22 protein-coding genes and 1 riboswitch are annotated in these 22700 nt (G+C 67.5%); of the genes, 14 read left to right on the top strand and 8 right to left on the bottom strand.

What is annotated here, in order from left to right; translation table 11 throughout:
• Positions 1-135 precede the first annotated feature (135 nt).
• Complete coding sequence (locus QUS11_04045) at positions 136-1026, top strand: hypothetical protein (GenBank protein MDM7992461.1); 891 nt, start codon at positions 136-138, stop codon at positions 1024-1026.
• Here the strand turns inward: QUS11_04045 and QUS11_04040 are convergent.
• From QUS11_04040 to QUS11_04025, 4 genes are read right to left on the bottom strand one after another with little or no spacing between them, the layout of a single operon-like run.
• Positions 971-2416, bottom strand: a complete 1446-nt coding sequence (locus tag QUS11_04040) for an exopolysaccharide biosynthesis polyprenyl glycosylphosphotransferase (GenBank protein MDM7992460.1) — start codon at positions 2414-2416, stop codon at positions 971-973. The genes QUS11_04045 and QUS11_04040 overlap by 56 nt on opposite strands.
• The gene (locus QUS11_04035; GenBank protein ID MDM7992459.1) at positions 2417-3925 is read right to left on the bottom strand and encodes a hypothetical protein; all 1509 of its coding nucleotides are present in this window, start codon (positions 3923-3925) and stop codon (positions 2417-2419) included.
• Positions 3926-3927: 2 nt separating this feature from the next.
• Entirely contained in the window at positions 3928-4215 is a 288-nt protein-coding gene (locus QUS11_04030) for a hypothetical protein (protein MDM7992458.1), read from the bottom strand.
• Complete coding sequence (locus QUS11_04025; protein MDM7992457.1) at positions 4212-6263, bottom strand: GreA/GreB family elongation factor; 2052 nt, start codon at positions 6261-6263, stop codon at positions 4212-4214. The genes QUS11_04030 and QUS11_04025 overlap by 4 nt, the downstream gene beginning before the upstream one ends.
• 86 nt (positions 6264-6349) lie before the next feature.
• On the opposite strand from QUS11_04025, the gene QUS11_04020 reads away from it, so the two are divergent.
• From QUS11_04020 to QUS11_03995, 6 genes are all read left to right on the top strand, one after another.
• Entirely contained in the window at positions 6350-7231 is an 882-nt protein-coding gene (locus tag QUS11_04020; GenBank protein MDM7992456.1) for a hypothetical protein, read from the top strand.
• Between the two features lie 10 nt (positions 7232-7241).
• Positions 7242-7889 (top strand): HAD-IB family hydrolase, encoded by a 648-nt coding sequence (locus tag QUS11_04015; GenBank protein ID MDM7992455.1) that lies wholly within the window; start codon positions 7242-7244, stop codon positions 7887-7889.
• Complete coding sequence (locus tag QUS11_04010) at positions 7886-8845, top strand: hypothetical protein (GenBank protein ID MDM7992454.1); 960 nt, start codon at positions 7886-7888, stop codon at positions 8843-8845. The genes QUS11_04015 and QUS11_04010 overlap by 4 nt, the downstream gene beginning before the upstream one ends.
• A gap of 202 nt (positions 8846-9047) precedes the next feature.
• Positions 9048-10847, top strand: coding sequence for an ABC transporter ATP-binding protein (locus QUS11_04005; protein MDM7992453.1), 1800 nt, complete (start codon positions 9048-9050; stop codon positions 10845-10847).
• Positions 10840-12561 (top strand): ABC transporter ATP-binding protein, encoded by a 1722-nt coding sequence (locus tag QUS11_04000; protein MDM7992452.1) that lies wholly within the window; start codon positions 10840-10842, stop codon positions 12559-12561. The genes QUS11_04005 and QUS11_04000 overlap by 8 nt, the downstream gene beginning before the upstream one ends.
• A 24-nt stretch (positions 12562-12585) precedes the next feature.
• On the top strand, positions 12586-13530 hold the full coding sequence (locus QUS11_03995) for a hypothetical protein (GenBank protein ID MDM7992451.1): 945 nt from the start codon (positions 12586-12588) through the stop codon (positions 13528-13530).
• 4 nt (positions 13531-13534) lie between these two features.
• On the opposite strand, the gene QUS11_03990 is transcribed toward QUS11_03995, so the two are convergent.
• Both QUS11_03990 and QUS11_03985 read right to left on the bottom strand, forming a co-directional pair.
• A complete protein-coding gene (locus QUS11_03990) occupies positions 13535-13900 on the bottom strand; it encodes a hypothetical protein (GenBank protein ID MDM7992450.1) in 366 nt (121 codons plus the stop codon).
• 72 nt (positions 13901-13972) lie between these two features.
• Positions 13973-14662: a hypothetical protein gene (locus tag QUS11_03985; protein MDM7992449.1), complete on the bottom strand. Its 690-nt coding sequence runs from the start codon at positions 14660-14662 to the stop codon at positions 13973-13975.
• A 726-nt stretch (positions 14663-15388) separates the two neighbouring features.
• Between QUS11_03985 and QUS11_03980 the strand changes: the two genes are divergently transcribed.
• The 6 genes from QUS11_03980 (at position 15389) to QUS11_03955 (ending at position 20206) form a co-directional block, all read left to right on the top strand.
• The gene (locus tag QUS11_03980; protein ID MDM7992448.1) at positions 15389-16399 is read left to right on the top strand and encodes a T9SS type A sorting domain-containing protein; all 1011 of its coding nucleotides are present in this window, start codon (positions 15389-15391) and stop codon (positions 16397-16399) included.
• A gap of 106 nt (positions 16400-16505) precedes the next feature.
• A complete protein-coding gene (gene selD, locus QUS11_03975) occupies positions 16506-17555 on the top strand; it encodes a selenide, water dikinase SelD (protein MDM7992447.1) in 1050 nt (349 codons plus the stop codon).
• A 188-nt stretch (positions 17556-17743) separates the two neighbouring features.
• Complete coding sequence (locus QUS11_03970) at positions 17744-18355, top strand: isochorismatase family cysteine hydrolase (GenBank protein ID MDM7992446.1); 612 nt, start codon at positions 17744-17746, stop codon at positions 18353-18355.
• Positions 18356-18375: 20 nt separating this feature from the next.
• Positions 18376-18828 carry an FAD-dependent oxidoreductase gene (locus tag QUS11_03965; protein ID MDM7992445.1) on the top strand — a complete coding sequence of 151 codons (453 nt, stop codon included), beginning with the start codon at positions 18376-18378 and terminating at the stop codon, positions 18826-18828.
• Positions 18829-18858: 30 nt separating this feature from the next.
• A complete protein-coding gene (locus QUS11_03960; protein ID MDM7992444.1) occupies positions 18859-19230 on the top strand; it encodes a hypothetical protein in 372 nt (123 codons plus the stop codon).
• Positions 19231-19255: 25 nt separating this feature from the next.
• Positions 19256-20206 carry a hypothetical protein gene (locus tag QUS11_03955; protein ID MDM7992443.1) on the top strand — a complete coding sequence of 317 codons (951 nt, stop codon included), beginning with the start codon at positions 19256-19258 and terminating at the stop codon, positions 20204-20206.
• On the opposite strand, the gene thiE is transcribed toward QUS11_03955, so the two are convergent.
• Both thiE and thiM read right to left on the bottom strand, forming a co-directional pair.
• Positions 20158-20823, bottom strand: a complete 666-nt coding sequence (gene thiE / locus QUS11_03950) for a thiamine phosphate synthase (protein MDM7992442.1) — start codon at positions 20821-20823, stop codon at positions 20158-20160. The genes QUS11_03955 and thiE overlap by 49 nt on opposite strands.
• 13 nt (positions 20824-20836) lie before the next feature.
• On the bottom strand, positions 20837-21652 hold the full coding sequence (thiM, locus tag QUS11_03945) for a hydroxyethylthiazole kinase (GenBank protein ID MDM7992441.1): 816 nt from the start codon (positions 21650-21652) through the stop codon (positions 20837-20839).
• 34 nt (positions 21653-21686) lie between these two features.
• A riboswitch (TPP riboswitch) is annotated at positions 21687-21779 on the bottom strand.
• A gap of 283 nt (positions 21780-22062) precedes the next feature.
• Here thiM and QUS11_03940 point away from each other — a divergent pair.
• A partial coding sequence (locus tag QUS11_03940; protein ID MDM7992440.1) for a hypothetical protein occupies positions 22063-22700 on the top strand: 638 nt, incomplete at its 3' end.

Genomic DNA, 22700 nt, shown 5'->3' with positions numbered 1-22700 from the left:
AGCGTCAGATGTGTATAAGAGACAGGAGGACGCCTCCCCCCGCCCTTCCCGCCCCTGCGGACCTGCCTGCAATCCCGACGCGATTTTGATATAGTAGAATTCATCGTTTCGTGAAACGAAAGAGGCCGGCTGCAGATGCACATCTCCGTGATCGCCGTCATCCTGCAGCTCATATTCCTCGAGGGCATACTCTCCATCGACAATGCCGCGGTGCTGGGCGCGATGGCGTCCCGCCTCCCCGACCACAGGATGGTGCCCTGGCCCCGTCTGCTCCGGTTCATGCGGAGGCCCGGCCGTACGCTGCTGGGCAACCAGCGGTCCGCAGCCCTGAGGGTCGGCCTGCTGGGTGCGTACGCCGGCCGCGGCGCCATGCTCTTCTTCGCCGGGCTCGTCATCGCCCACCCGTGGATCCGCGTCGTCGGAGCGGCATATCTGCTCTTCCTCGTCGTCAGGCACTTCGCCGAGGAGTTCTGCGCAGGCTCTGGAGAAGGGCACGAGGAGCCGCGCGCCGCGCGGAGGAAATCCCGCGGCTTCTGGCGCACCGTGCTGTCGATAGAGCTGGCCGACCTGGCCTTCAGCGTCGACAACGTGGTGGCCGCCGTGGCACTGTCGCCCGCCTACTGGGTCACCGTGATCGGGGTCGGCATCGGCATCATCGTCATGAGGTTCGCGGCGGGCGTCTTCGCCCGGATGATCCGCTGGGAGCCCGCCCTGGCCAACGGTGCGTACATCCTGATAGCGGCGGTAGGCGTTGAGCTGGTGCTGGAGTCCGCCGCCGGCATCTATCTCACCGAGATGGAGCAGTTCGCGATTTCGGCCGCGATCGTCGGAGGCACCCTGCTGGTGGCCCGGACGAGCCTTCGCGCGCGCATCAACCGCCGGACGGCCTTCTTCCCGAAGGCCTGTGCGGCCATATGCGGATTCTTCAGGGGGATCGCGGGATCGCTCAGGGGCCGCAGGCCCGGATCGCCTAGTAGCCCCCCCGGCCGAACAGCACCACGGGGATCGTCTTCAGCAGGAGCCTGATGTTCAGCCCTGTCGAACGCTTGAGGGCATAGCACAGGTCGAGGAACTGGGCCGCGTCGAAGGGCAGCCTGCTGCGGCCGTACACCTGCCAGATGCCCGTCAGCCCCGGCCTCACCGAGAACCTGTACCTCTGCCAGTCGCGGTAGTAGTCCATCTCGTAGGCGATGCAGGGGCGCGGGCCCACGAGGCTCATGTCCCCCTTGAGGACGTTCAGGAACTGGGGCAGCTCGTCGATCGAAGTCTTCCGGATGATCCTGCCGGTCCATGTCACGCGGTTGTCGTCCCTGAGCTTGAAGCCCGAGTCGCTTTCCGAGTCGGCCGCGATGCCGCGGGCGTACTTCGCGAAGTAGTCCTTGTGCGCCTTCACGTTGGACGAGGTGGTGTTGCGCATGGACCTGAACTTGTAGAAGACGAAGAGCCGGCCGCCCAGACCGACCCTTTTCTGCCGGAAGAACACCGGCCCCGGGCTGTTGAGCCTTATCAGCACCGCCACGAGGCCGAAGAGGGGTAGGAGGGCCAGCAGGGCGAGCGATGAAAGCACGATGTCAAGGATGCGCCAGGCCGCCTCGCCCGCCCTCGACATGGGGGGCGTGAAGAAAACCAGTGCCGGCCTCTCGGGGAAGCTGATCCAGGAGTCGTAGTAGCCGAGGGTCTCGAACGTCGACGAGTAGATGCTGAGCGAGATCCCCTGCTCGAAGCACTCGATGATGAAGGGCGCGACCGTGTCGAAGTCCATCCCGTCCTCGGCTATGCAGAGGTCGTCGCATCCGCATTCCCGCATCTGCGCCACGTAGTGCCGGAGCCTTCCCGCAACGTCGCCGGGGCCTTCGACCGGGCAGGGGATGAAGTGCAGGAACCGCCTGTACAGAGGCGACTTGTCGAGCATCGCCCTCACCCTCGGCACGACCTCCGGATCTCCGCAAGCCAGGATCCGGACGTCCGGGATGTGTAGGATGCGGAGCTTTGCGAGAAGCACGACGAAGGAGGGCAGGCCGAGCCTGAACAGGAACGAGACGATGCACCAGAACAGGAACGTCGTCGCGATCACGAGGCGGCTGTGCAGGAACCAGCCCGAGGGCAGCCTGAAGACGAAGGCCGCGATCACGTAGAGGACGGTGACGATGAGGGCGATCCGTATCAGACGGTAGGCCAGGAGTGAGCGGTTGACGCTGGTCCTGGCGTGGTAGACGCTCTCCATGTCGGACAGGAGCAGGGTGATGACCGAGTAGAAGCCCCAGGTGCCGACGAGGGGCAGGAAGTTCCGGATCGACTCCGGCCCGTGCCTGAGAACGCTCGCGAGCACCACCGCCACGGCGATGGAAAGGGAGTCGCATGCGAGGCTCAGAGCTGAATAGGCGCCGTCCAGCCGGATGCCCTTCTCGCGGCCCATCTATTCTCCCCGGGGCGTTTCCGCCGGCACGCCGCCGGCCCCCGGCGCGGGATCCCCACCGGCGTCAGCGTCTGCCCTTGTGTATGACAAGGCGATCATAATGCCGACCAGCAGCCAGAAGAAAGCATTTATCTGCGGCCATCTCAGCAGATGGTCGACGAGCTGGTGCCCCGCGAAACCGACCAGCGCACAGGCCGCCGCGGTCTCCGGCAGGCCCCTCGTCCTTCCCGCGGACGAGGCGATGGCCCGGAGGACGGCCAGGCAGAGGAGGATCAGCGATGCTATCGAGATGATCCCTCCCTTCACCGCCTGGTTCAGGAAGAGGCTGTTGCCGCCCCCGAAATACGGGATGTCCACGGTGGAGATCGTGTGCCTGATGTCCCAGAACGTGTAGATCTCCGTCCTGCCGGTGAAGAAGCCCAGGGCCCCCCAGCCCACCCCGGTCCAGGGATGCGCGAGGAAGGTGTTCCAGAAGCTCCTGTATGTGATGTACCTGTGCACGAGGGTGGGCTGGCTCACGACGTCGGACGGGGCCGTCACCAGGCTGAGCTGTCTGGCGAAGGTGCCCGCGTTGCTTGCCATGATGTACACGACCGCTGCGGCGAACAGCGCCGGGAGCGCCGGCCTGTTCCTGAACCTCGTCACCAGGACGAGCATCGAGCCTAGAACCGTCATCAGGAACCCGCCCCGCGAGAAGGTGAAGAGGGTGGCCGTGAAACCGGCGGCGAAGGCCGCGAACAAGGCTGCCTTCCATCCCCTGGACTTCTCGTGGATGAACATCCCGAGCGCCAGCGGCACCGTCAGCTCGAGGAACCCCGCGAACACGTTGGCCCCGGGGAAGGTGGATTCGATCCTGCCCCTGTAGACGTATCCTATCTCGACATCCACCCTGCTGAATCCGGAGATGCCGAGGTACTGGACGATCCCTGCCGCGGCGAGGACGAGCAGGGACAGGACGATGCTCCGTGCGAGGTTCATCGCCTGTCCGTGCGTCCTGGCCTGGTCCACCGCCACCAGGGCGACGGGCATGAAGAGGAAGAGGCTGGTCCCCTCGCGCACCGCATTCCAGAAGTGCTGGCCGACGACCTGTACGGAGACCGCTATGCTGACGGCCTGCACCGCCAGGGCGGCCGCGGCGATGCCCAGGCCGGTACGGCGCGGGACGTGGAAGGGCTCGTCCCACACGATCTTCTCGAGGAGCCAGAGGATCGTCACCGCCGCGGAGAAGAGGGTGGCGGCCGTGGGATGGAAGGGGCCGAGCGTGAAGTCGGCGTTCCCGAGGCCGAAGACGAGCGGGGCGGCATAGAGCAGCCCTGCCGCGCGCGGGCGGATCAGGAGCACGGCAGGCACCGCGACGGCACAAGCGGCGCCCGCGAGCCTGACGTTCTTCGGAACGACGGTGTAGAGCCACATGTAGAGAATCGCAGCTGCGACGATCGCGGCCGCCCATGCGGGGCTCATCCTGACGGCAGGAGCGGGGCCGCCCGAACCGCAGCGGCCCGGAGGCATGCTCAGCCTCTTCCCCCGAAGAGGCTGCGGAACCTCGAAGCCGGGTCGTCTCCGGCAGGTTCCGGGCCTTCACCGGCCCTTCGGGCGTTCAGCGGCTCGAACTCCTCGCAGAAGTTCCTGTGCGACGGATCGGCGGGCTGCTCGGCCGTGGAGGAGGCGCACATCCCGGAGGACACGACGTAGAGCCTGCACTGCTCGCAGGTGTGCAGGTAGGTTCCGCAGCCTTCGCAGACCGCTCCGAACGCTCCCGCGGGAGCCTCCGACGGGGTTCCGCAGCGCGAGCAGATCAAGGCAGGTCGCCCTCCGCGAGTATCCTCACCGAATCGACTGTGAACCGGCCGGTGCGCCCCGGCAGCTCCAGCAGTTCACCCCGGCGCCTTCCCAGGAGCGCCGACCCCAGCGGAGCCAGGTAGTTCACGCGCCCCTCCTCGGGTCTGGCCTCCAGGGGACCGACAAGCAGGAATTCCACGGTCCCGCCGTCGCCGGACAGCCTGACGCCGGTGCCGGGGGAGCTGACCGACGCCGACAGGTCGCCCATCGGGTAGGGCCTCAGGCGGCCGAACTCCTCCGACCACCTCGACATCCTCTCCAGGAGAAGGTCTCTGCGCTCCAGGGCGGCCTTGTACTCGGCGTTCTCCGAGAGATCGCCGTGGGAGGCCGCCTCGCCCACCGTGGCCGCGGCGGCCGGGATCTCGACAGTACGCAGCTTCTCGATCGCCTCGGCCCTCCTCCTTATGGCTGACGGGCTGTCGAATACGAAGTCCGACTCCCAGAAGTAGTAGGTCCTCCCGGAATCCGCCGACCTGCCGGAGGATTCGCGCCGGATCTCCAGGCAGAGGCCGGCCTCGTGGGCCGGTCCGCACTCGCCGAGCAGATCCGAGAGATTCGAGAGCTTCCTGGCGTCGAGGCTCTTCAGGAGGGCCCTCAGCTCGTCCCCTGCGCGCTCCACGATCGACCTGGCAGCCCTGCGCTGGTTCTCGGCCCTTCCCCTGGGGATGACGTCGAGGGCGGTGCGGATGATGGCCGTCCTGTCCCCGGGATCTGCGGCCATGCCGTCGAGGAGGACCGACGATGCCCAGAGCAGGAGGTCGGAATCCGTCCCGCCGAAGACGAGCCCCCGGAGGAACAGCCCGGCCCAGTCCGGGTGGGTCGTCGCAGCCGCATCCAGGAGGGCCTGTCTCTGGCCCGGAGCGAGCTGCCTGGTCATGTCCTCGAGCGCAGGCGGCTCGACGAAGCGCGTCCAGTGAGACAGGAAGTCCCTCCTGCACCTGGGCGAGGATATCTCCGACAGGGCCTGGAGGGCGCGCGACGTGAGCGGGTCGACGAGTTCCGCCAGACGGCCTCCCTCTTCCTCGCCCGCCGCCTGGATGAGTGTCCAGACGAGCTCGAACCTCGCGCCGGCCTCCACGCTCCGGAGATCCGGCATGTCGGCGAGGATGGCCCCGGAGGCCATGCGCTGCTCTTCCGGCAGGGCCGCCTTCAGGAGCGCGTTCACTCGCGCCACCCTCTCCGACAGAGGCTGCCTCGAGCCTGCGGCTTCGCGCAGCGCCTTCTCTAGGCCGCCCCCCTGGAGCCTCTCTATCCTGTCAGGGCTTTCGAGATGCCCCTCGGCGGACTTCGCCGCATCCCTGAGCGCCTTCCAGAGTTCGCCCGCCTGCGGACCCAGCACAGGACCTAGAGAGATCCTGTCGACCGCGCCCCCGTTCTCGTCGAGGAGCCGCGCGAGGAGGACGTCCGGTTCGGCGCAGAGGGCCGAGAAGGCCGCCGGGTCGACCCGCCTCAGCACCGCTACTCCGTCCGGAGAGACGGGGGAGCACGATTCGAGCAGGCTGTCCAGCGGCATCTCCATGGCGCGGTTGGCGCCGAAGTCGACCGTGGCATGCGTCCGAGTGATCCGCAGGATCCTGCCGGGCCCGTGCACGGCGTGCAGAACCCAGTTCCCCGCGTCGAACCGCAGCAGACCGGAGAGCCTGTGCCAGGCCTCCGAGATGATGCATCCCGGCTTCAGGATGCGGGAATCCTCCATGAAGCGCTCGAGGGGGCCGAGCATCAGGTGCCTGTCCCTCATCATCTCTATCAGGTGGGGGCGCAGGACCTCGCTGACCCCGAACACCGGCGCGGCCCGTTCGAGGAGCGCGAAGGCCGCGGGGGTGCCGTCCGTCTCGCCCAGGGCGACTTCGAGCAGATCGTCGGCCCGGTCGCCCTCGCCCGCGCCGACCAGTATCCGGAAGACCCCGGCGGCTTCGTCCGGGTCGAGCCCGCCTGACAGGGAATCGAGCCAGAGGCCTTCGAGTTCGTCATAGCGCCCCGATGATGCGAGTTCGGTCAATCTGGACAAGTGCGCTCCCTCGTGTATAGTGATAAGTGTCAGGGAAAATAGCGGAGAACCACCCTCCGGGGAAGCACGCTCGAGAGGAGACTGGCATGGACAGGCGGCAGTTCTTCAGGAAGGCCGGGAAGGCCGGCGCGGCTGCGGTTCTGGGTTCGGTTGCCGGGGGATTGCTCGGAGGGCGGGCCTCGGCCGGCGAATGGGAGCAGGGACCGGTCGAGCACTGGGAGTCAGGCCTGTTCAGGCAGCGGAACATCGATCTCTCCCGCGAGGCGGAGGGCATCGTCGGCGCGAAGGTCGACGGGGCCTGGGCCGACTATCCCCGCACGCCCCTGCCGGGGGCGTTCATGGACTGGAACCTCGGGGCCCGCCTCGAGATGCTGGACTCCATCTCCGCGATGATGGGCGGAGGCGGCGGATCGGGCCCCTCGCTCGCAGGCCCGCACAACGCCGCCATGGCCACCTACTCCGTGCGCCGCAGGGACAGCCTCCTGTCCATTAACAACGCCTACAAGGGGATCGGCATGTGCCCGACGAGGGACAGGGTCAAGGATCTGATCCAGCACATGCGCGACACCACCGAGGCTCCGATGCCCGAGAAGCTCGCGACCCTGACGTCTCTCTACTCCGACGCCGCCAACTTCGACGCCACGAGGCTCATCACGCTCGAGCTCTACTCGACCGAGAACTTCGAGACCCACACATTCGTGAACGTCATGGAGAACCCGGCCACCTCGCTGGTCTACCTCGACGGCACCTCGTTCGAGGTGAGGGGCGTGGCCGAGCTGGTGCACCCGGAGGACGACCAGGCCCCCGAGTACAGCAGGGATCTCGTGACGTACACCAACCTGGCCCACTCCTACTTCCACGGCGAGTTCCCCAGGCTATTCCCCGGCATAATCGTCCACGTGGTCGAGGTCTTCGACAACAGCCCGGGCACCGGCCTGGGCGTCAGGACAGCGCCCCCCCTGCCGTAGGCCCGGGCTCGTGGGCGCAGTCTTCGTGGATGTGGACGGAACCCTGATAAGGGGTTCCTCCGAGAAGTCGTTCCTCGTCCATCTCGTCTCGCGCGGAGATGTGGGGGCCCGGAGGCTTTTACGCTTCCTCGCCGGCTACATGGCGCATCCGGCAGCAACCCTGATCCGCGGTCCGGGCTGGAACAGGACCTATCTTCGAGGTCTCGACGAGCGTGCCGCCCGCGGCCTTGCCGAGGATTTCTCGAGGAAGACCCTCGTTCCGAGGATGAGGCCGCCGGTCGTGTCCGAACTCGAAGCTCTCCGCGAGAGCGGAGCCCGCATCGTCCTCCTCTCGGCAGCGCTGGAATGGCTCGTGGAGCCACTCGGGGAGGCGGTCCGCGCATCCCGGATCATCGGGAGCATACCCCGCCCGGACGGCGGCGTGCTGACCGGCATGCTCGACGGACAGCGTCCCTTCGGCGAGGAGAAGCTCCGTATCGTCGAGGCGGTCTGCAGGGAGGAGGGCCTGTCGCCCGGCGGCTGCACCGCCTATGGAGACTCCTGGGCGGACAGGCATGTGATGGGCTTCTGCGGAGGTGCCGTGGCCGTGAATCCCGGGCGGAAGCTCGCGCGGCTGGCCCGGAGCCGGGGATGGCGCATCCTGGAAGGCCGGGATTGAACCGCAGGGCCCGCGGGATAGGCGCGTTCTCGGGCGGTCTCGACGGGATGCTGGCCGCGTCGGTCCTGGCCGGCCAGGGTGTGGATCTCCTCCTCGTCACCTTCTCGAGCCCGTTCTTCTCCGATCGGAACGGCCATGAGGGCGCCGCGCGGCTGGGCCTGCCCTGGCGCGGTATCGACTTCACCCCGGTGATCATGTCCCTTCTCGAGGCCCCGCCCAGCGGCTTCGGATCGTGCATGAACCCCTGCATCGACTGCCACGCCGCGATGATCCGGGCGCTCGCGGAGATCATGCGCGAAGAGGGGTTCGACTTCGTCTTCACCGGCGAGGTCCTCGGCCAGCGGCCGATGTCGCAGAGCCCCCCCTCCCTGAGGCGCGTCGCGAATCTCTCGGGCGCGGGGGACCGGCTGCTGAGGCCCCTCTCCGCGAAGCTGCTGGAACCGACATGGCCCGAAAAGGAGGGGCTCGTAGACCGCGAGAGGCTCCTGGGCATCTCGGGCCGCGGGCGCAAGCCGCAGATGGCGCTCGCCGCCGCGAAGGGGCTCACATATCCCGCCCCCGCCGGGGGGTGCCTGCTCACCGACCCGATCTACAGCCGAAGGCTCGGCGCCCTGAAGGAGGCCGGCCTGATGACGCCTCTCAATGCCCGCCTCATCCGGCACGGGCGCATGCTCCGCCCGGGCCCCGCCTCCTTCCTGGTGATCGGAAGGGACGAGGCCGACAACACGGCCCTCGAGGCCCTGTCGCCCGGGGCGGCCTTCGCCCCGAGGGACGTATCGGGCCCTTCAGCCGTCCCGATCGGCGAAGGAGTCCCGGAAGGGCTGGCGTGCTCCCTCGTCGTCCTCTACACGAAGCACCGCGGCGAAGGCCCCGTTGCGGTCGCCACCCCCGGCGGAGGCGTCGTGGAAGCCATTCCCGCCGACGCGCGGGCCGCGGAGGCCATCACCGTCCGCTGACCCGTTGACCGCCACCCCATCTTTTTCGTAGATTTCACCGATCTTTCCCAAGGAGGCCGCGAATATGTCCAACATCTCCGTCCGTCTCTAGCGGGGGCTTCCTCAGCGCAGCTTCTTCCCACGGGCTGACCGCTGAAGGCAGCCACCGGGTCGAACCAGTTTCCAAGACTGTTCAACTCAGGCCCAGACGGGACAGGCTGCTATGTTCTACGAAGACGATTTCGACGATGACGACGACCGCGCGCAACGCAGGTTCCCCCTGCGCGTGCTGTGGAGGGGCCTCAGGCCGATAGCCGGCGCGCACGCGCGCTCGTTCGCGCTGGCGGCCGGGCTCCTGATGCTTGGTGTGGCGGGCGAGCTCTGCGGCCCGCTGATCCTCAGGCGGATGATAGACGTGGCGATCCCGGCCCGGTCGACGGCGCAGACAGCCGCGCTGGCCGGGCTCTACGCGCTGCTCTTCACCACCACCATGTCCGTCTTCTACCTCCAGGTGATGGTGACGGCCAGGCTTGGCCTGCTCATAGTGCGCGACCTCAAGGGCCGCGTCTTCGAGCACATGCTCACGCTATCCCAGGCCTTCTTCGACTCCTACCCCTCGGGCAAGCTGATGGCCCGGGTCGAGAGCGACAGCGAGCGCGTGAGGATGCTCTTCAGCGAGACCTCGATGGCGATCCTGCGGAGCCTCACCCTCATGGCAGGCACGATAGGCATCATGGCGGCCACGAACCTCCGGATCACGGGCTTCGTGATGCTCCTGGTGCTGCCCGTGGGGCTGGCGACCGTCCCGGTGCTCCGGATGATGCGGACGCTCTGGGGGAAGGTGCGGGCCTCATACGCGCGCATCTCGGGGCTCGTCTCCGAGTACGTGCGGGCCGTGCCCGTGCTGCAGGTCTTCGATGCCACCGGGGTGGCCGCGGGGAAGCTCTCGCGCGAGGGCCGCAGGTTCCTCGGCCTCGAGGTGAAGGCCTCGATATGGGAATACGGATTCTGGAGCTTCCTGGGCTCGTGCGAGGTGGCGGCCGTGGCAGTGATCCTCACCGCGGGCAGGGGAGGGGTGCTGTCCGGCGCCATCACGATAGGCTCCGTGGTGCTCTTCATCGAGTACACGCGAAGGCTGTTCATGCCCATCGTGATGTTCTCGGAGACGCTCAACCAGGTCCAGAGGGCCCTGGCGTCGGCGGACAGGATCAACACGATCCTCTCCACCGAGACCCAGACACCCGACGGCGACCTCGGCGAGGAAGACTTTCCCGACGACTGGGACGCCATCAGGTTCGAGGACGTCTGGTTCAGGTACGGGCACGAGGAATGGGCGCTGAAGGGGGTCTCCCTGGAGATCCCGAAGAGCTCGATGATCGCCCTGGTGGGCGCCTCGGGCGGGGGCAAGAGCACCATCGTGAGCTTGCTCATGCGCTTCTACGAGCCCGTCGAGGGCCGGATCACGATAGGCGGCATGGACATCAGGCGGTTCAGGCTCGATGTCTGGCGCAGGCGCCTGGGCCTCGTGCTCCAGAACGTCAGCCTCTTCTCCGGGACGCTGTCCGAGAACCTGACCGTGTTCGACCCCTCCGTGACGGAGGAGGAGCAGATGCACGCCCTCGAGACGATCGAGGCCGGCGACCTGCTCGACAGGTTCGCGGGCGGGCTGTCGGGCGAGATCACCGAAGGCGGGCAGAACCTCTCGATGGGCGAGAGGCAGCTCATCAACTTCGCCCGGGCGGTACTGCACAGGCCCGACATCCTGGTGCTCGACGAGGCCACGTCCTCCGTCGACCCGGGCACGGAGAAGCGGATCCAGAGGGCGATGGACATGGTGTTCGAGGGACGCACCGCGCTCGTGGTGGCCCACAGGCTTGCCACGGTCAGGAATGCCGACCGGATCTACGTAATACAGGCGGGGCAGGTCGCCGAGACCGGGACCCACATCGAGCTGATCGAGCGCGGAGGCGTCTATGCCGGGCTGTGCAGGCTGCAGCTCGTGCCGGAGGCCGTCGATGCGTAAGTATTTCAGGTGGATATTCGGATACTACAGGACGCACCGGGTCCATACCGTGATCCTCGCGGTCCTGACGCTGATATCCGGCACCGTCGCGCTGGCGTTCCCCCTGGTGTTCCGGTACCTGCTCGACAACGTCGAGACGGTGCTGGCGCCCGAGAACACGGCGAGGTTCGTGCAGCTCCTGCTCGCCCTGGCCGGGGTGGCTCTCGCGAGGATGGTCGCGGGGTTCTACCCGGGAGCCCGGGCGTGGCTGAACAGCAAGATAGGGATGGAGGTCAGGGACGACGCCTTCGGCGCCATACTGAAGAAGGACTACAGGTTCTTCTCGAAGTTCGGCCCGGGGGACGTCTCCACCCGCCTCACCGACGACATCGTCGAGTACCCGCGGATCGCGTGGTTCAGCTGCTCCGGGATCTTCAGGGCGGTGGAGTCGTCGACGAGGCTGATCTTCTGCCTCGGCGTGATGCTCTTCATGAGCGTCGAGCTGACGCTGCTGGCCCTGGCGCCCCTGCCGCTGATGCTCTGGATCTTCTACAGGACCGAGCACAAGCTGGGGAAGAGGGTCGAGGAGAGCAGGAAGGCGACCAGCCGCACCAGCGACCTGCTGGACAGCACCTTCGCGGGCATAGCCATCATCAAGGCCTACAGGGCCGAGAAGGGGCAGTCCGGGAGGCTGCGAGGCCTGCTGGATTCGAGGCTCGCGATCGACCTTTCGATAACGAAGCTCGTGATGGCGATCGAGTCCCTCTACAGCATCCTCGGCGAGGTCGGGAAGGTGACGGTGCTTCTCCTGGGCGGGATCTTCGTGATCCGCGGGAAGATCACCATCGGCGACCTGTACGCGTTCTACGTGTACCTCGACATGCTGCTGGCGCCCATGCTCGACATCCCCAACCTCTTCGTCACGTCGAAGCAGGCCTTCGCGTCGATCGACAGGGTCAGGGAGCTGATCGACTTCCCGCCCGCGCCGGAGAAGACGGGGCGGAGGGGCCTCAGCCCCGTCGAGTCCGTCGAGTTCGTGAACGCTGGCTTCAGGTATCCCGGCAGCGACGCAGGGGTCACCGGGGTGACCGGGCGCTTCGAGGGTCCCATGACGGTGGCGGTGGTGGGCGAGGTGGGTTCCGGCAAGTCGACTCTGGTGAAGATGATGTCGGGCCAGCTCCCCTGCTCCGAGGGGCGGATACTGGTCAACGATATCCCACTCGACGAGATCGATCCCGCCGAGCTGGCCCAGGAGACGGGCTACGTGCCCCAGGAGTCGAGCCTCTTCTCCGACAGCGTCGGCGAGAACGTGAAGCTCGGCCGCGAGATAGACGACGACAGGGTGCGGAGCGCCCTGGCGCTTGCCGACATGCCCGAGACCGACCTGCCGGAGGGCCTGGCGACGAAGCTCGGCCAGGGCGGGTCGGGCGTCAGCGGCGGCCAGAAGCAGAGGGTGGCGATCGCCCGGTCGCTGGCGGGAGACCCCAGCCTGTGCCTGTTCGACGACTGCACGGCAGCGCTGGATGCCGACCTGGAAGAGAAGTTCTGGGAAGGCCTGCAGGCCGAGGGCGGCAGGAGGCTCGTCTTCGTGGTCACGCACCGCGAGGCCACGGTGAGGCGCAGCGACCTGGTGCTCTTCCTCCACCGCGGGATCTTCCACGCCGTGGGCACTCACGAGGAGCTGCTGCGCGGGAACGAGGTGTACCGCCTGGTGCTCGCCACCGAGATGAGCTAGGCCGGCATGTCGAAAGCATCCCGGATGGGTTTCGACGGTCTGATGGAGAGGGCTGCGGCGCTCCATGCCATGATGGAGCGCTGCAGCCTCTGCCCCCGGGCCTGCGGGGCGCGCAGGACCGAGGGCGAAACCGGGTTCTGCGGCTGTACCGAAACTCTGGAGATCGCCTCCTCGTGCATCCACACGGGCGAGGAGCCGGTGCTGGGCGGCTCCGTCGGAGTCGGCAACCTCTTCCTTGCACACTGCAACATGCGGTGCGCATTCTGCCAGAACCACCAGATAAGCCAGACCGGCAGGCGCTTCCCGGTAAGCGTCGACGACGCTGCGAACACGATGCTGGGCCTGCGCTCGGCGGGCTGCCCCACCGTCGGCTTCGTCTCTCCCGTGCAGCACCTGCCCATGATCGTCGAGGCCGTGGCACGCGCCGTCCGCGGCGGGTTCGACATCCCGCTGATCTACAACTCGAACGGCTACGACAGCGTCGAGGCGCTGCGCCTTCTCGACGGCGTCTTCGACATCTACCTGCCCGACTTCAAGTACGCCGGCGAGGAGGAGGCGGTCGAGTTCTCCGAGGCCCCGGGCTATCCGGCGGCCGCTCTGGCTGCGCTCACGGAGATGCACCGGCAGGCCGGCACGCTCGAGGTCGACTCGCGGGGCATCGCAGCGCGGGGCATGCTCGTGCGGCACCTCGTGCTGCCCAACGACCTGGCGCGCACGAGCGGGGTGCTGGCGGCGATCGCCGGCGTGTCGCCGCAGATCCCCGTCAGCCTGATGGCCCAGTACAACCCCGTCCACCGGGCGGGGGAGCACGCCCTGCTGTCCAGGGGACTGCGCGAGTCCGAATACACCAGGGCCGTCGAGGAGATGATGCGGCTCGGGCTGACGTCCGGTTTCGTCCAGGACTGGCGCGGGTCGCCCGGAGAGCTGCTGCCCGACTTCGACAGGGAGAGCCCCTTCGGAAGCTCCTGACCCGTCAGGGGATGAAGAGGGGGGAGTCGTCCTCCTCCGCGATCGCCGAACTCGCCTCGTTGAAGCACTGCACCACCAGGCTGCTCACCATACCCAGCCGGTCCAGCACCCAGTACCGGTCGTTCCTGTGGGGCAGATCCGCGATCCTTCCCGCCAGATCCCTGAAGTTCGTGGCGGGATCCTCGAACAGCTCGTCCGGGATCTCGACATTGTGCAGTATCTCGATGGCGATCATGATGTTCAGGAAGTCGAACTGGTCCATCCCCTCCTCGATCAGGTCGCCAATCGTCGTATCGGGTCCGACAGTGATGAAGCCGTTCGAGGAGATCCCCGCCATCTCGCCGATGTCCTTCAGTATCCGCTCCGTCATGCTCCACCTCCGGCTGGGCGTGCCCGACCTCCAGTGGAGCAATATGCGTACCAGGGTTTCGGCCCGGACGAGCTACTGCTGCTCCCCGGCCCTCCAGTCATCTGCAGACGCCTTCAGGGCGCCGAAGGTGGAGGGAGCGAGATCGAGGGTGCCATCGATCAGGAAGTGGGGGACTTCCGTCTCGGCTGAACCCCACTCGTCTCCGTATCCGCCGGTGACGGACCTTGCGATGCCGGCGTTCCAGCCCCAGTTATAGATGGAGTGCGCGCCCCCGGCCCACTCGAACTCGATGAGGAGGTTGTCGACGCCGGGATAGAAGTACTGCGTGTCGAACGGCACCTCGAACCATTCGTCGGTGCCACCGGCGGTGATCGTCACATCGGAATGGTCGTACACGAGCACCCGCGTCCCGTCGATCCAGTTCTGGTCGAACTGCTCGGAGAGCTGATCGGCGTTGCACCTTGCGACATAGATCCTGAACAGGTCGAACTCCACGAATCCCTCGCCGCCGATCGGGCTTCGCTTGAAGGATATCGAACCTATCGTGGCCGCCGTGCCCAGATCGGAATCCAGCAGCAGGACCTGGTATCGGAGGTCCTGGTAGCAGTCGCCGCAGAAGGGCTTGTTCATCGGCAGCTCGTCCGTGCCCACGTCGATGGCGGCTGCGGCGCAGGTTCCCGCCAGCATCAGGAATGCGGGGAAAGTCGACATCTGGCTCCCTTCGGGGGCCTCCTCCGCCCGGATCGCGGCACCCGCACCCATGTGCCGCCGCTGTGCGGAAGGCCCGGGTTCCGGCCGCTCCGGAACCCCGACCCGGATGTTATTGCTCGGTGGTCTCCGGGAGGAGGGACGGAAGGGCCGGGGTGTGCATGACGGGCGCAGACCTGCGCCCGGTTCCCGCGGGGCCGGCTCAGGTTCTGATGGAATGCATCCGCATGTGATCGCCCCCCTTCCGCGGCCGATGATCTATTCGACCCCAGGCCCCGTCAACCCCGCCGCCGGCCCATGGTGGGCTCGTCCGGAGATCATGCGGAGCGGGTTTGACATGCCGGGTATCCTTCTGCATTGATACCCGCATCGCCCGGACATGGCGCCGGGCGGGAGGGTGGCTCGTGGTCCCACTTCGAACGGCGTACATCTTCGGGTCGAGAACCCTCGTCTGCGGAACGGGGTGCAGCCTTGCACGCCATTGAGCACCTCCGGAAGGCGCCGGCGGCGCCTTCATCGACCGGTCCGACCCATAACGCAGTCTATCCATATCCGATGATCGACGGGCGGTTCTGTCCGCCCGGACATCCCTCCTCCCGAGCCTGTCTCCACTGCCATCCCGGCGGATCGGGGCGCATCCGTGCGCTTTGAGCCGCCTTCCTCCGGGCGGGCGGCGCCTGCCCAGTCTGATCCCGGCCCTTCCCGCGCGCTGACGCGGGAGGGTTATCCGCACGCCTGTCCGTCAGAGAGTCCCGAAACAGCAACCAGAAGGAGCCGGAGATGAGGATTTCCGTCGCGGTCCTGCTCGCCCTGGCCACGCTATCCCCTGCTGCGGAGAGGGTGGTCCTGGTGGAGGACTTCACCAACAGCGCATGCAGCTACTGCTGGACGTTCGAGCCGACGCTGAACGCGTTCGTGGACACCTATCTGGCCAGCGGCGACCTCTCGATGTGCCGGGTGCACGTGAACTGGCCCTCCTCCGTCGATCCCGTGTACCTCGCGAACCCTGCGGAACAGAACGCCAGGTGGAGCTTCTACAACGTCTCCGGGGTTCCCACCATCAAGGTGGACGGGATAGTGAGCGGCTATCCCGGGATCCAGTCGGCCTACGACATCAGGAAGACCGTCCCCTGCTATCTCGACATCTACGTGGCGAAGAACCCGGGGTCCGACTCCCTCTCGGGCGAGATCGGGATCAGGCTCATCGCCGAGCAGGACCTGGGCGCCGCCGCGGCTCTGCGCGTCTTCTCCATAATCGTGGAGGACAACGTCATGGGAGCCGGCTACTGGGCCGGGTCGGAGTTCCAGCAGGCCTTCCGCGACAACCTCTTCGGCACCATCGGGCCGGTGGTGAGCTTCGAGGCTCCCTACCCCGACACTGTCTTCGTGACGGCCCCCTACACCATCAGCTCCTCGTGGGATCCCGACGAGCTCTACCTCGTCACTTTCGTGCAGGAGTACGCGGGCGCTCCGAACAAGGAGGTCATGAACGCCGACTACGTCAAGTTCTTCGATATCGAGACAGGAATCGGCGAAACGGAAGGTGATGTCGAGGGTGCGGTGATGTCGGTGGTGAACCCCTCCCGCGGCTTCCTGTCGATAGGCCTCGAGCTGCCGTCCGGTTCGGGCGGGCTTCTCCGGGTGTACGATCTCGGCGGGCGCATCGTGGCCGAGAGAGCGGTCGAAGGGTCGTCGGATCTCTCGATCGATCTCGCAACCGGCATGTACCTGGTAAGGTTCACGGATGACGGCGGAGAAGAGGAAACCGCCCAGGCGGTGTTGATGAGGTAGGATCTCCCGTGCCGGGGGGGCGCTCGCGCCTCCCCGGCATCATTCGCTCGACGTTCCAGAACCCTTCCCTGCTTTCCGGACGAATGTCTCATCCGAGGTAGGATCCATGTCCGATTCCGTGAGACTGACACATTACGCGAGCTGTTCGGGCTGCGCCGCCAAACAGCCGCCGGGATTCCTTCTCCCGCTGCTGGAATCGCTTCCGGTCATGTGTGATCCTGCGGTCCTGGTCGGCTCGTCGACATTGGACGACGCTGCCGTGATCCGGATTTCGGACGAAACGGCGATCGTCCTGACCGCCGACTTCTTCCCGCCGATAGTCGATGACCCGTTCGACTACGGAGAGATTGCGGCAGCGAACTCGTTGAGCGACGTGTACGCGATGGGTGGCAGGCCATTCGCCTCCCTCGCGCTGGTATGCTTCCCCGGTGAGGAACTGCCTCGGAAAGTGCTGCAGGACATCCTCACGGGGGCGTCGCGGAAGGCGGCGGAGGCCGGGGCGCCTGTACTGGGAGGCCATACGATAAGATCGGCCGAGCCGGTGTTCGGTTTGTCGGTGGCAGGACTGGTCCATCCCGGACGGATCCTGAGGAACTCCGGAGCCGTCCCCGGGGATGCCCTCGTGCTGACGAAGCCGATAGGAACCAGCATGGTCGCTACCGCTGCGAAGCATGACAAGGACAGCCTCGGTGCGATCGGAGAATCGGTCGCGATGATGAAGAGGCTCAACCGCGACGCCTCTGCCGCCCTCGCCGGGATCGGGGCGCATGCTGTGACGGATGTGACGGGCTTCGGGCTGCTGGGGCATCTCCGGAGCCTTGCGTACGCAAGCGGGGTCTCCGCGGAAGTCGATCCGGAGAGGGTTCCTCTCATCTCTGCGGCGCTCGACTATGCCCGTGCAGGTTTGGTTGCCGGGGGAACCCGCTCGAACCGCGCCTTCCTGGAGGACTGGGTTCAGTATGGAGAGGGCGTCCCCGATGAACTGCGGCTTCTCCTGTGCGATGCCCAGACATCGGGAGGCCTGCTCTCCGCGGTAGATCCTGACAGCCTGCCGTCGCTGATCGCCGGTCTGGAAGCATCGGAAGGATGCCGCCCGGCAGTCATCGGGCGGATCCTGGAAGGCGAGCCCGGCCGGATACATGTCCGCAGCCGCTGATCCGCTCCTCGGATCGATTCGATACGCAGAGCTGTCACCTGTGGATGGGCGGTCTCTACCGGTATCTCCCCGAGAACGGCCGATAGGTGCAGGTAGCCTTCCGCGGGTTGACCCGGGCGTGCACCGGAGCGAGATTCCGGCCGCAGGGTCATGTCCAGGCCTGAAGCCATCCAGACCATGCGGGAAGGATGGCTTTTCTGCACCCATCGACATGCATCGCCACGGGCCGCGGGCCCCGCCCGGGAGCCGCCGCGCTCCTGATCGTCGAATGCCAGAACGCCTTCACGTCCGCCTCATCCAGGACCCGCGTGGAAGGCGCCGGTGCCGCGCTCGAGGCTATCCGCCGCCTCGCGGCCGCGTTCTCCTCGGCCGGCCTCCCCGTAGCCGCCACGAGGCACGCCCACGCTTCCGTACCGCGTCCGGGCGGCATGGGCTCCCGCTGGAGGAGCTTCATCATGGAGGGTTCGCCGGAGGCCTCGCTCGACCCGCGGCTGGGAGCCGTCCCTGCCGGGAGGGTCTTCACCAAGTCCTGCTACTCCGCTTTCAGAGGGACCGGGCTCCCCGCGCACCTGGCCGGGCTCGGCGTCTCGAGGCTGGTGATCTGCGGGTTCCAGACGCACATCTGCGTCGAGTCCACCGCAAGGGACGCCTTCGAACGGGGCTTCGACGTCTCGGTCGCATCCGACGCCTGCGCCTCGATCAGGCGCGACCTCCACGAGGCGGCGCTCCTCTGCATGGGTCACGCCCTCGGCGGAGTCGAGGATTCGGCCGGGATCCTCCGGCAACTGGGGCTTTCGTGAGCAATCCGCACCGAATCGCAGTGATAGGCGCGGGTCCCGCCGGGGTGTCCGCCGCAGTGGAGGCCGCGCGCCTCGGTTTCGAGCCACTCCTGTTCGACGGCTCCGGCTCGGCTGGCGGGCTCGTGCGGGAGGCCTTCGAGGTGCGCAACCTCCCCGGAGGTGTGATGGCCGGATGCGAGGTCGCCGCGCAGTTCGCCGAACTGCTGGGCCGCTGGGGGATCCCTGTCGTACACGCGTCGATAGCGTCGGTGGAGTGCGGCATGCGCGGAGTCGTGCTCAGGGATCCCGCGGGAGGGGCGATGCGGGCGTCGGCCGTCGTGGCGGCGACCGGCACAGAGGCCGTGGAGCCGTCGATCGAGGGGCTCCCCGGCTCCTTCGGCCCCGGATTCTACCCGTCGGCCCGGGCGCTCCTGGCAGGATCCCCGGAAGGCTCCGCGTGCGTGATCGGAGGCGGGGATGCCGCGTTCGACTAGGCGAGGCTCCTCGCCTCGCACGGCCGGGCGGTGACAGTGGTGTGCCGCGCCGCCCGTCCTCCGGCCCCCGCATGGCTCGTGGGTGCGGCCCTGGAGGCAGGCGTCGAGCTGCTCCCGGGAACCGTGGTCGAGCGGGCCGAACCGTGCGGCGGCGGCTTCATCCTCCGGCTCGGGGAATCAGACAGGGTCCGGGGGCGCGGGAAGGCTTCCGGCGGGAGGGGCCTCCTCGAGACTGGCGCGGTGCTGGCCGCGATCGGCAGGAGGCCCGTCCTCCCTGCCATCTCGGGCGACTGCGCGGACGGGAGGCTGGCCGTCGCGGGTGATGCTACGGGAAGGGCGGAGAGGTACGTCTCGGCCGCGATGGCGGACGGGTGCCTAGCTGCGAGGAGGTTGCTGGGATGAGGTTTCCTGATCATGGAGGGAACGGATGATCGACAGGACGGTCGAAGTCGGCGGGGTGGCCAGGATCCATCTCATGCGCCTCAGGCGCGAGTCGTGGGGCGCGGTGGAGTGCGTCGGGGCGCTCGATCCGGCGCTTCCTCGCGAGAGCAAGATGGTGCTCGTGGTCTCGTCGCAGTTCGGCTGCCCCGTCGGCTGCCTCATGTGCGACGCCGGGAGGAGCTTCCACGACAACCTCTCGGCGGAGGAGATCCACGCCCAGATCGACTTACTCCTCGCCTCCTGGGCCGGCCGGGATGCCCCCGGCTGCCCGAAGCTCAAGGTTCAGTTCGCCCGCATGGGCGAGCCCTCCCTCAATCCGGCGGTGATCGACGTCATAAGCGAGCTCCCGGCCCGCCACCGCCTGCCGGGGCTGATGCCGTGCGTGGCTTCCGTCGTGCCGGTCCGCTCGTCGCCGTGGTTCGCCGGGCTCAGGATCGCTAAGGACGAGTTCTATCCCGGCGGGATGTTCCAGCTCCAGCTCTCGGTCCAGTCGACATCGCAGAGCGCCCGGGAGAGGCTGATCCCCTTCGCGGTGGAGGACCTTGACGGGCTTTCCGCACTCGGGAGCGGCTTCACCGGACCCGGCGACAGGAAGGTCGCGCTCAACTTCGCGGTCGCTGAAGGCGTGCCCGTCGATGCCCGGGTGCTGAGGGACGCCTTCGATCCGGACAAGTGCCTCGTGAAGCTCACTCCTCTGAATGCTACGGGGAGGGCGGTCGAATCGGGCCTGGTATCGCGTTTCTCATCCCGGTCGGATGCAGGGATAGTCGGCCTCGCCTCGTCGATCCGGGAGGCGGGCTTCGATGTGATCGTCAGCGTAGGGCTCCCGGCAGAGGGGGAGAACGGCGCGAGCTGCGGGCAGCTCGCCTTCGCCGGCGCCGGGGGGGTTCAGGCGTCCCCCGCCCGGTCTGCGGTCGGGGCGGCTCCCGGAGCGTAGCGCCCGATCAGCTCCGCGTCCCACCGGATGCGGACCCCGGCGAGGCAGTCGGCCCCGGCGGCGAGCACCTCCGCGGCGTTCACCGAGCTGATCCCGCCTATCGCCACGAGGGGGAGCGAGGTCGCGGCCCTGATCCGCCTGATGCCCTCGAGGCCCAGGGGGGCTTCGAGATCGGTCTTCGTGGGGGTCGCGAAGACTCCGTTCGCGGCCACGTAGTCTGCGCCTGCCCGCTCGGCCTGCGCCGCCTCCCGCGGGGTGCGCACCGAGACGCCGAGGACGGGGCCGGGGCCCATGATCATGCGCGCCTCTGCCGCGGGCATATCCCCCTGTCCGACGTGGACGCCGTGGGCGCCGATCCTGACGGCCGTGCCCGGGTCGTCATTGATGATAAACAGGGCGCCGTAGTCGAGGCAGAGCGACTTCAGCCGCCCTGCGGTCGCGAGCAGGTCGCCGGGCGGCGCCTCCTTGTCGCGGAGCTGTATGGTCCTGACGCCGGCCATCAGGACGTCCCTGCACGTCTCCTCGACCGTCCCCGGAAGGAACAGGCGCGGGTCCGTGACGAAGTAGACCTTCATAAGCTCGATCAGCCTGTCGCGGGGGATCCTGTCAGCGCTCATGCCCTGTCCCTGCTCACCGTGCGAGCCCGCCGGCCTCGGCCGGGCGGATCGAGGCCAGGGCGTCGAGGAAGAGCGGTACGAAGGTGCCGGGGCCTTCCGCCTTGAGGGCCGCCTTCTCCGCCGCGGCACCGTAGACCGAGAGGGCGCCCGCAGCCCCGGCCAGGAGATCCCCTCCCTGGGCGGCGAAGCAGGCCACGGCGGTAGTCGCGCCGCATCCCGTGCCTGTCACCATCCCGAGCAGGGGATGGCCGTTGCGCACCTCGAAGGCGCGGGAACCGTCGGTCACGTAGTCGACCGGCCCCGTTGCCGCGATGACCGCCTTCCATTCGGACGCCAGTTCGTCGAAGAGGCTCCGGTCACCGGACCTGTCGAGAGAATCCACGCCGCGCACCGAACCCGTGCGCCCGCCCATGGCCATGATCTCGCCCGGGTTGCCCCGCACTATCGAGATCCTGACCTCCCGCATGATGAAGGTGCAGGCGTCCCTCCGCAGGGCCGTGACGCCGGCTCCGACGGGGTCGAAGACCACCGGGATCGAGAGCTCGTTCGCCCGGCGCCCCGCTGAGATCATGCTGCCGACCATCGCGGGGTCGAGCGTGCCGATGTTGAGAACGAGAGCGCCCGCGGCGCGGACCATCTCGGCCGACTCCTCGGCGGCCGGGGCCATGACGGGCGACGCCCCGAGGCAGAGCGTGATGTTGGCAGTGAAGTTCGTCACCACCGAGTTCGTGATGTGGTGGATCAGGGGCCTCTCCGCCCTGAGGGCGGCGAGCCCGGTGGAGGCGGATTCCGAGAGCAGGGCAGCAGGCTGGATCGTGGATACGGACATGGCTCCCCCTTGTCAGAGGGGCGGAGGGCCTGCGCGGAGCAGGCAGCGGGTTCCTTCCGCCGATATTACTCGGATCAAGTTCCAGGGGTTCTCTCTCAGGCCTCTGGGGCCGCCCCCACCCGCTCCAGGAATATAACGTGATGCATGGTCTCTCTCGCCATGCTCCGCGGGCGTGCCTGGGATGGCCGTCTGGCGGCCGTGTTTGGACTGGTACACGGTTACGAGTAGATTGATGAGACCGGGTTCCTGAAGGCGATCATGGATCTGTTCAGCAACGGGATGCTCCTGCCTGATGTTTCGGAGACCGGAGCAGGAAGCCGCACATAGATGATGCGATGGCAGTAACAGGAAACCATGCTTTAGGTTGTAGCATTTCAGCCGTTTCAAACCAGAAAGTATCCGGAGGGGCGATGAGATTCACGAATCTTCTTCTGATCGGTGTGATGGCGTTCCTTCCGGGGGTCGCCCGGAGCGCGGGTACGGGATCGGGAGGCGATGCCCCGGACGGCGGTGAGGCCGCCGGGCTCCCCGTGATCGCGCTGCCGGCGGAGGCCGAATCCGCCCTGGTGCAGGCGCTCGATACGCTCGGGCTCGTGCCCGCGCAGATGGACTTCGACCGCAACTGGTCGCCATCCGTAGCACTGCCCGACAGCACCGCGATCCTCTGCCTGCAGGACATCTCCGCGATCCCCGGGGTTCTCGCGGTGCACGTCGCGCGGGCATCGGCCCTTCTCGGCACCGCGGAATCGGATGACGACGGCGCCCTGCGCGACCTCGTCTCCCTCGTAGACTCGCGCGAGGAGGCGTACCGGGCGGCGTACTCCACGCTCGAACCCGCATCCGCCGACACCCTGGCCGGCATCGCGGCATGGCTCTGGGCCGACTCCGACAACCCCGGACCCTTGGGGGAGTGGGGCGCCTTCCACGAGTCGAGGGGGCTCACACCGCCCGCCGAGTTCGAGGGCGATCCCGACACCCTCGCGTTGTGGCTCGAGAGGTGGCCCGTTGTCGAGCCCCTCGATCCGTCCGAGCTGATCGCGCTGGCCGA

It is taken from the genome of Candidatus Fermentibacter sp., from assembly GCA_030373045.1.
In the GTDB taxonomy this organism is placed as follows: domain Bacteria; phylum Fermentibacterota; class Fermentibacteria; order Fermentibacterales; family Fermentibacteraceae; genus Fermentibacter.
The sequence above is the reverse complement of the archived record's forward strand: the minus strand, read 5'-3'. Positions and strand labels throughout refer to the sequence as shown.

Bases quoted from the DNA above. Each gene is read 5' to 3' on its own strand.
- QUS11_04035 (MDM7992459.1), bottom strand. From the start codon at position 3,925: ATGCCTCCGGGCCGCTGCGGTTCGGGCGGCCCCGCTCCTGCCGTCAGG.
- QUS11_04000 (MDM7992452.1), top strand. From the start codon at position 10,840: ATGCGTAAGTATTTCAGGTGGATATTCGGATACTACAGGACGCACCGG.
- QUS11_03970 (MDM7992446.1), top strand. From the start codon at position 17,744: ATGGCTTTTCTGCACCCATCGACATGCATCGCCACGGGCCGCGGGCCC.
- QUS11_03980 (MDM7992448.1), top strand. From the start codon at position 15,389: ATGAGGATTTCCGTCGCGGTCCTGCTCGCCCTGGCCACGCTATCCCCT.
- QUS11_04020 (MDM7992456.1), top strand. From the start codon at position 6,350: ATGGACAGGCGGCAGTTCTTCAGGAAGGCCGGGAAGGCCGGCGCGGCT.
- QUS11_04045 (MDM7992461.1), top strand. From the start codon at position 136: ATGCACATCTCCGTGATCGCCGTCATCCTGCAGCTCATATTCCTCGAG.
- QUS11_04005 (MDM7992453.1), top strand. From the start codon at position 9,048: ATGTTCTACGAAGACGATTTCGACGATGACGACGACCGCGCGCAACGC.
- thiM (MDM7992441.1), bottom strand. From the start codon at position 21,652: ATGTCCGTATCCACGATCCAGCCTGCTGCCCTGCTCTCGGAATCCGCC.
- QUS11_03995 (MDM7992451.1), top strand. From the start codon at position 12,586: ATGGGTTTCGACGGTCTGATGGAGAGGGCTGCGGCGCTCCATGCCATG.
- QUS11_03955 (MDM7992443.1), top strand. From the start codon at position 19,256: ATGATCGACAGGACGGTCGAAGTCGGCGGGGTGGCCAGGATCCATCTC.
- selD (MDM7992447.1), top strand. From the start codon at position 16,506: ATGTCCGATTCCGTGAGACTGACACATTACGCGAGCTGTTCGGGCTGC.
- QUS11_04040 (MDM7992460.1), bottom strand. From the start codon at position 2,416: ATGGGCCGCGAGAAGGGCATCCGGCTGGACGGCGCCTATTCAGCTCTG.
- QUS11_03990 (MDM7992450.1), bottom strand. From the start codon at position 13,900: ATGACGGAGCGGATACTGAAGGACATCGGCGAGATGGCGGGGATCTCC.
- QUS11_03985 (MDM7992449.1), bottom strand. From the start codon at position 14,662: ATGGGTGCGGGTGCCGCGATCCGGGCGGAGGAGGCCCCCGAAGGGAGC.
- thiE (MDM7992442.1), bottom strand. From the start codon at position 20,823: ATGAGCGCTGACAGGATCCCCCGCGACAGGCTGATCGAGCTTATGAAG.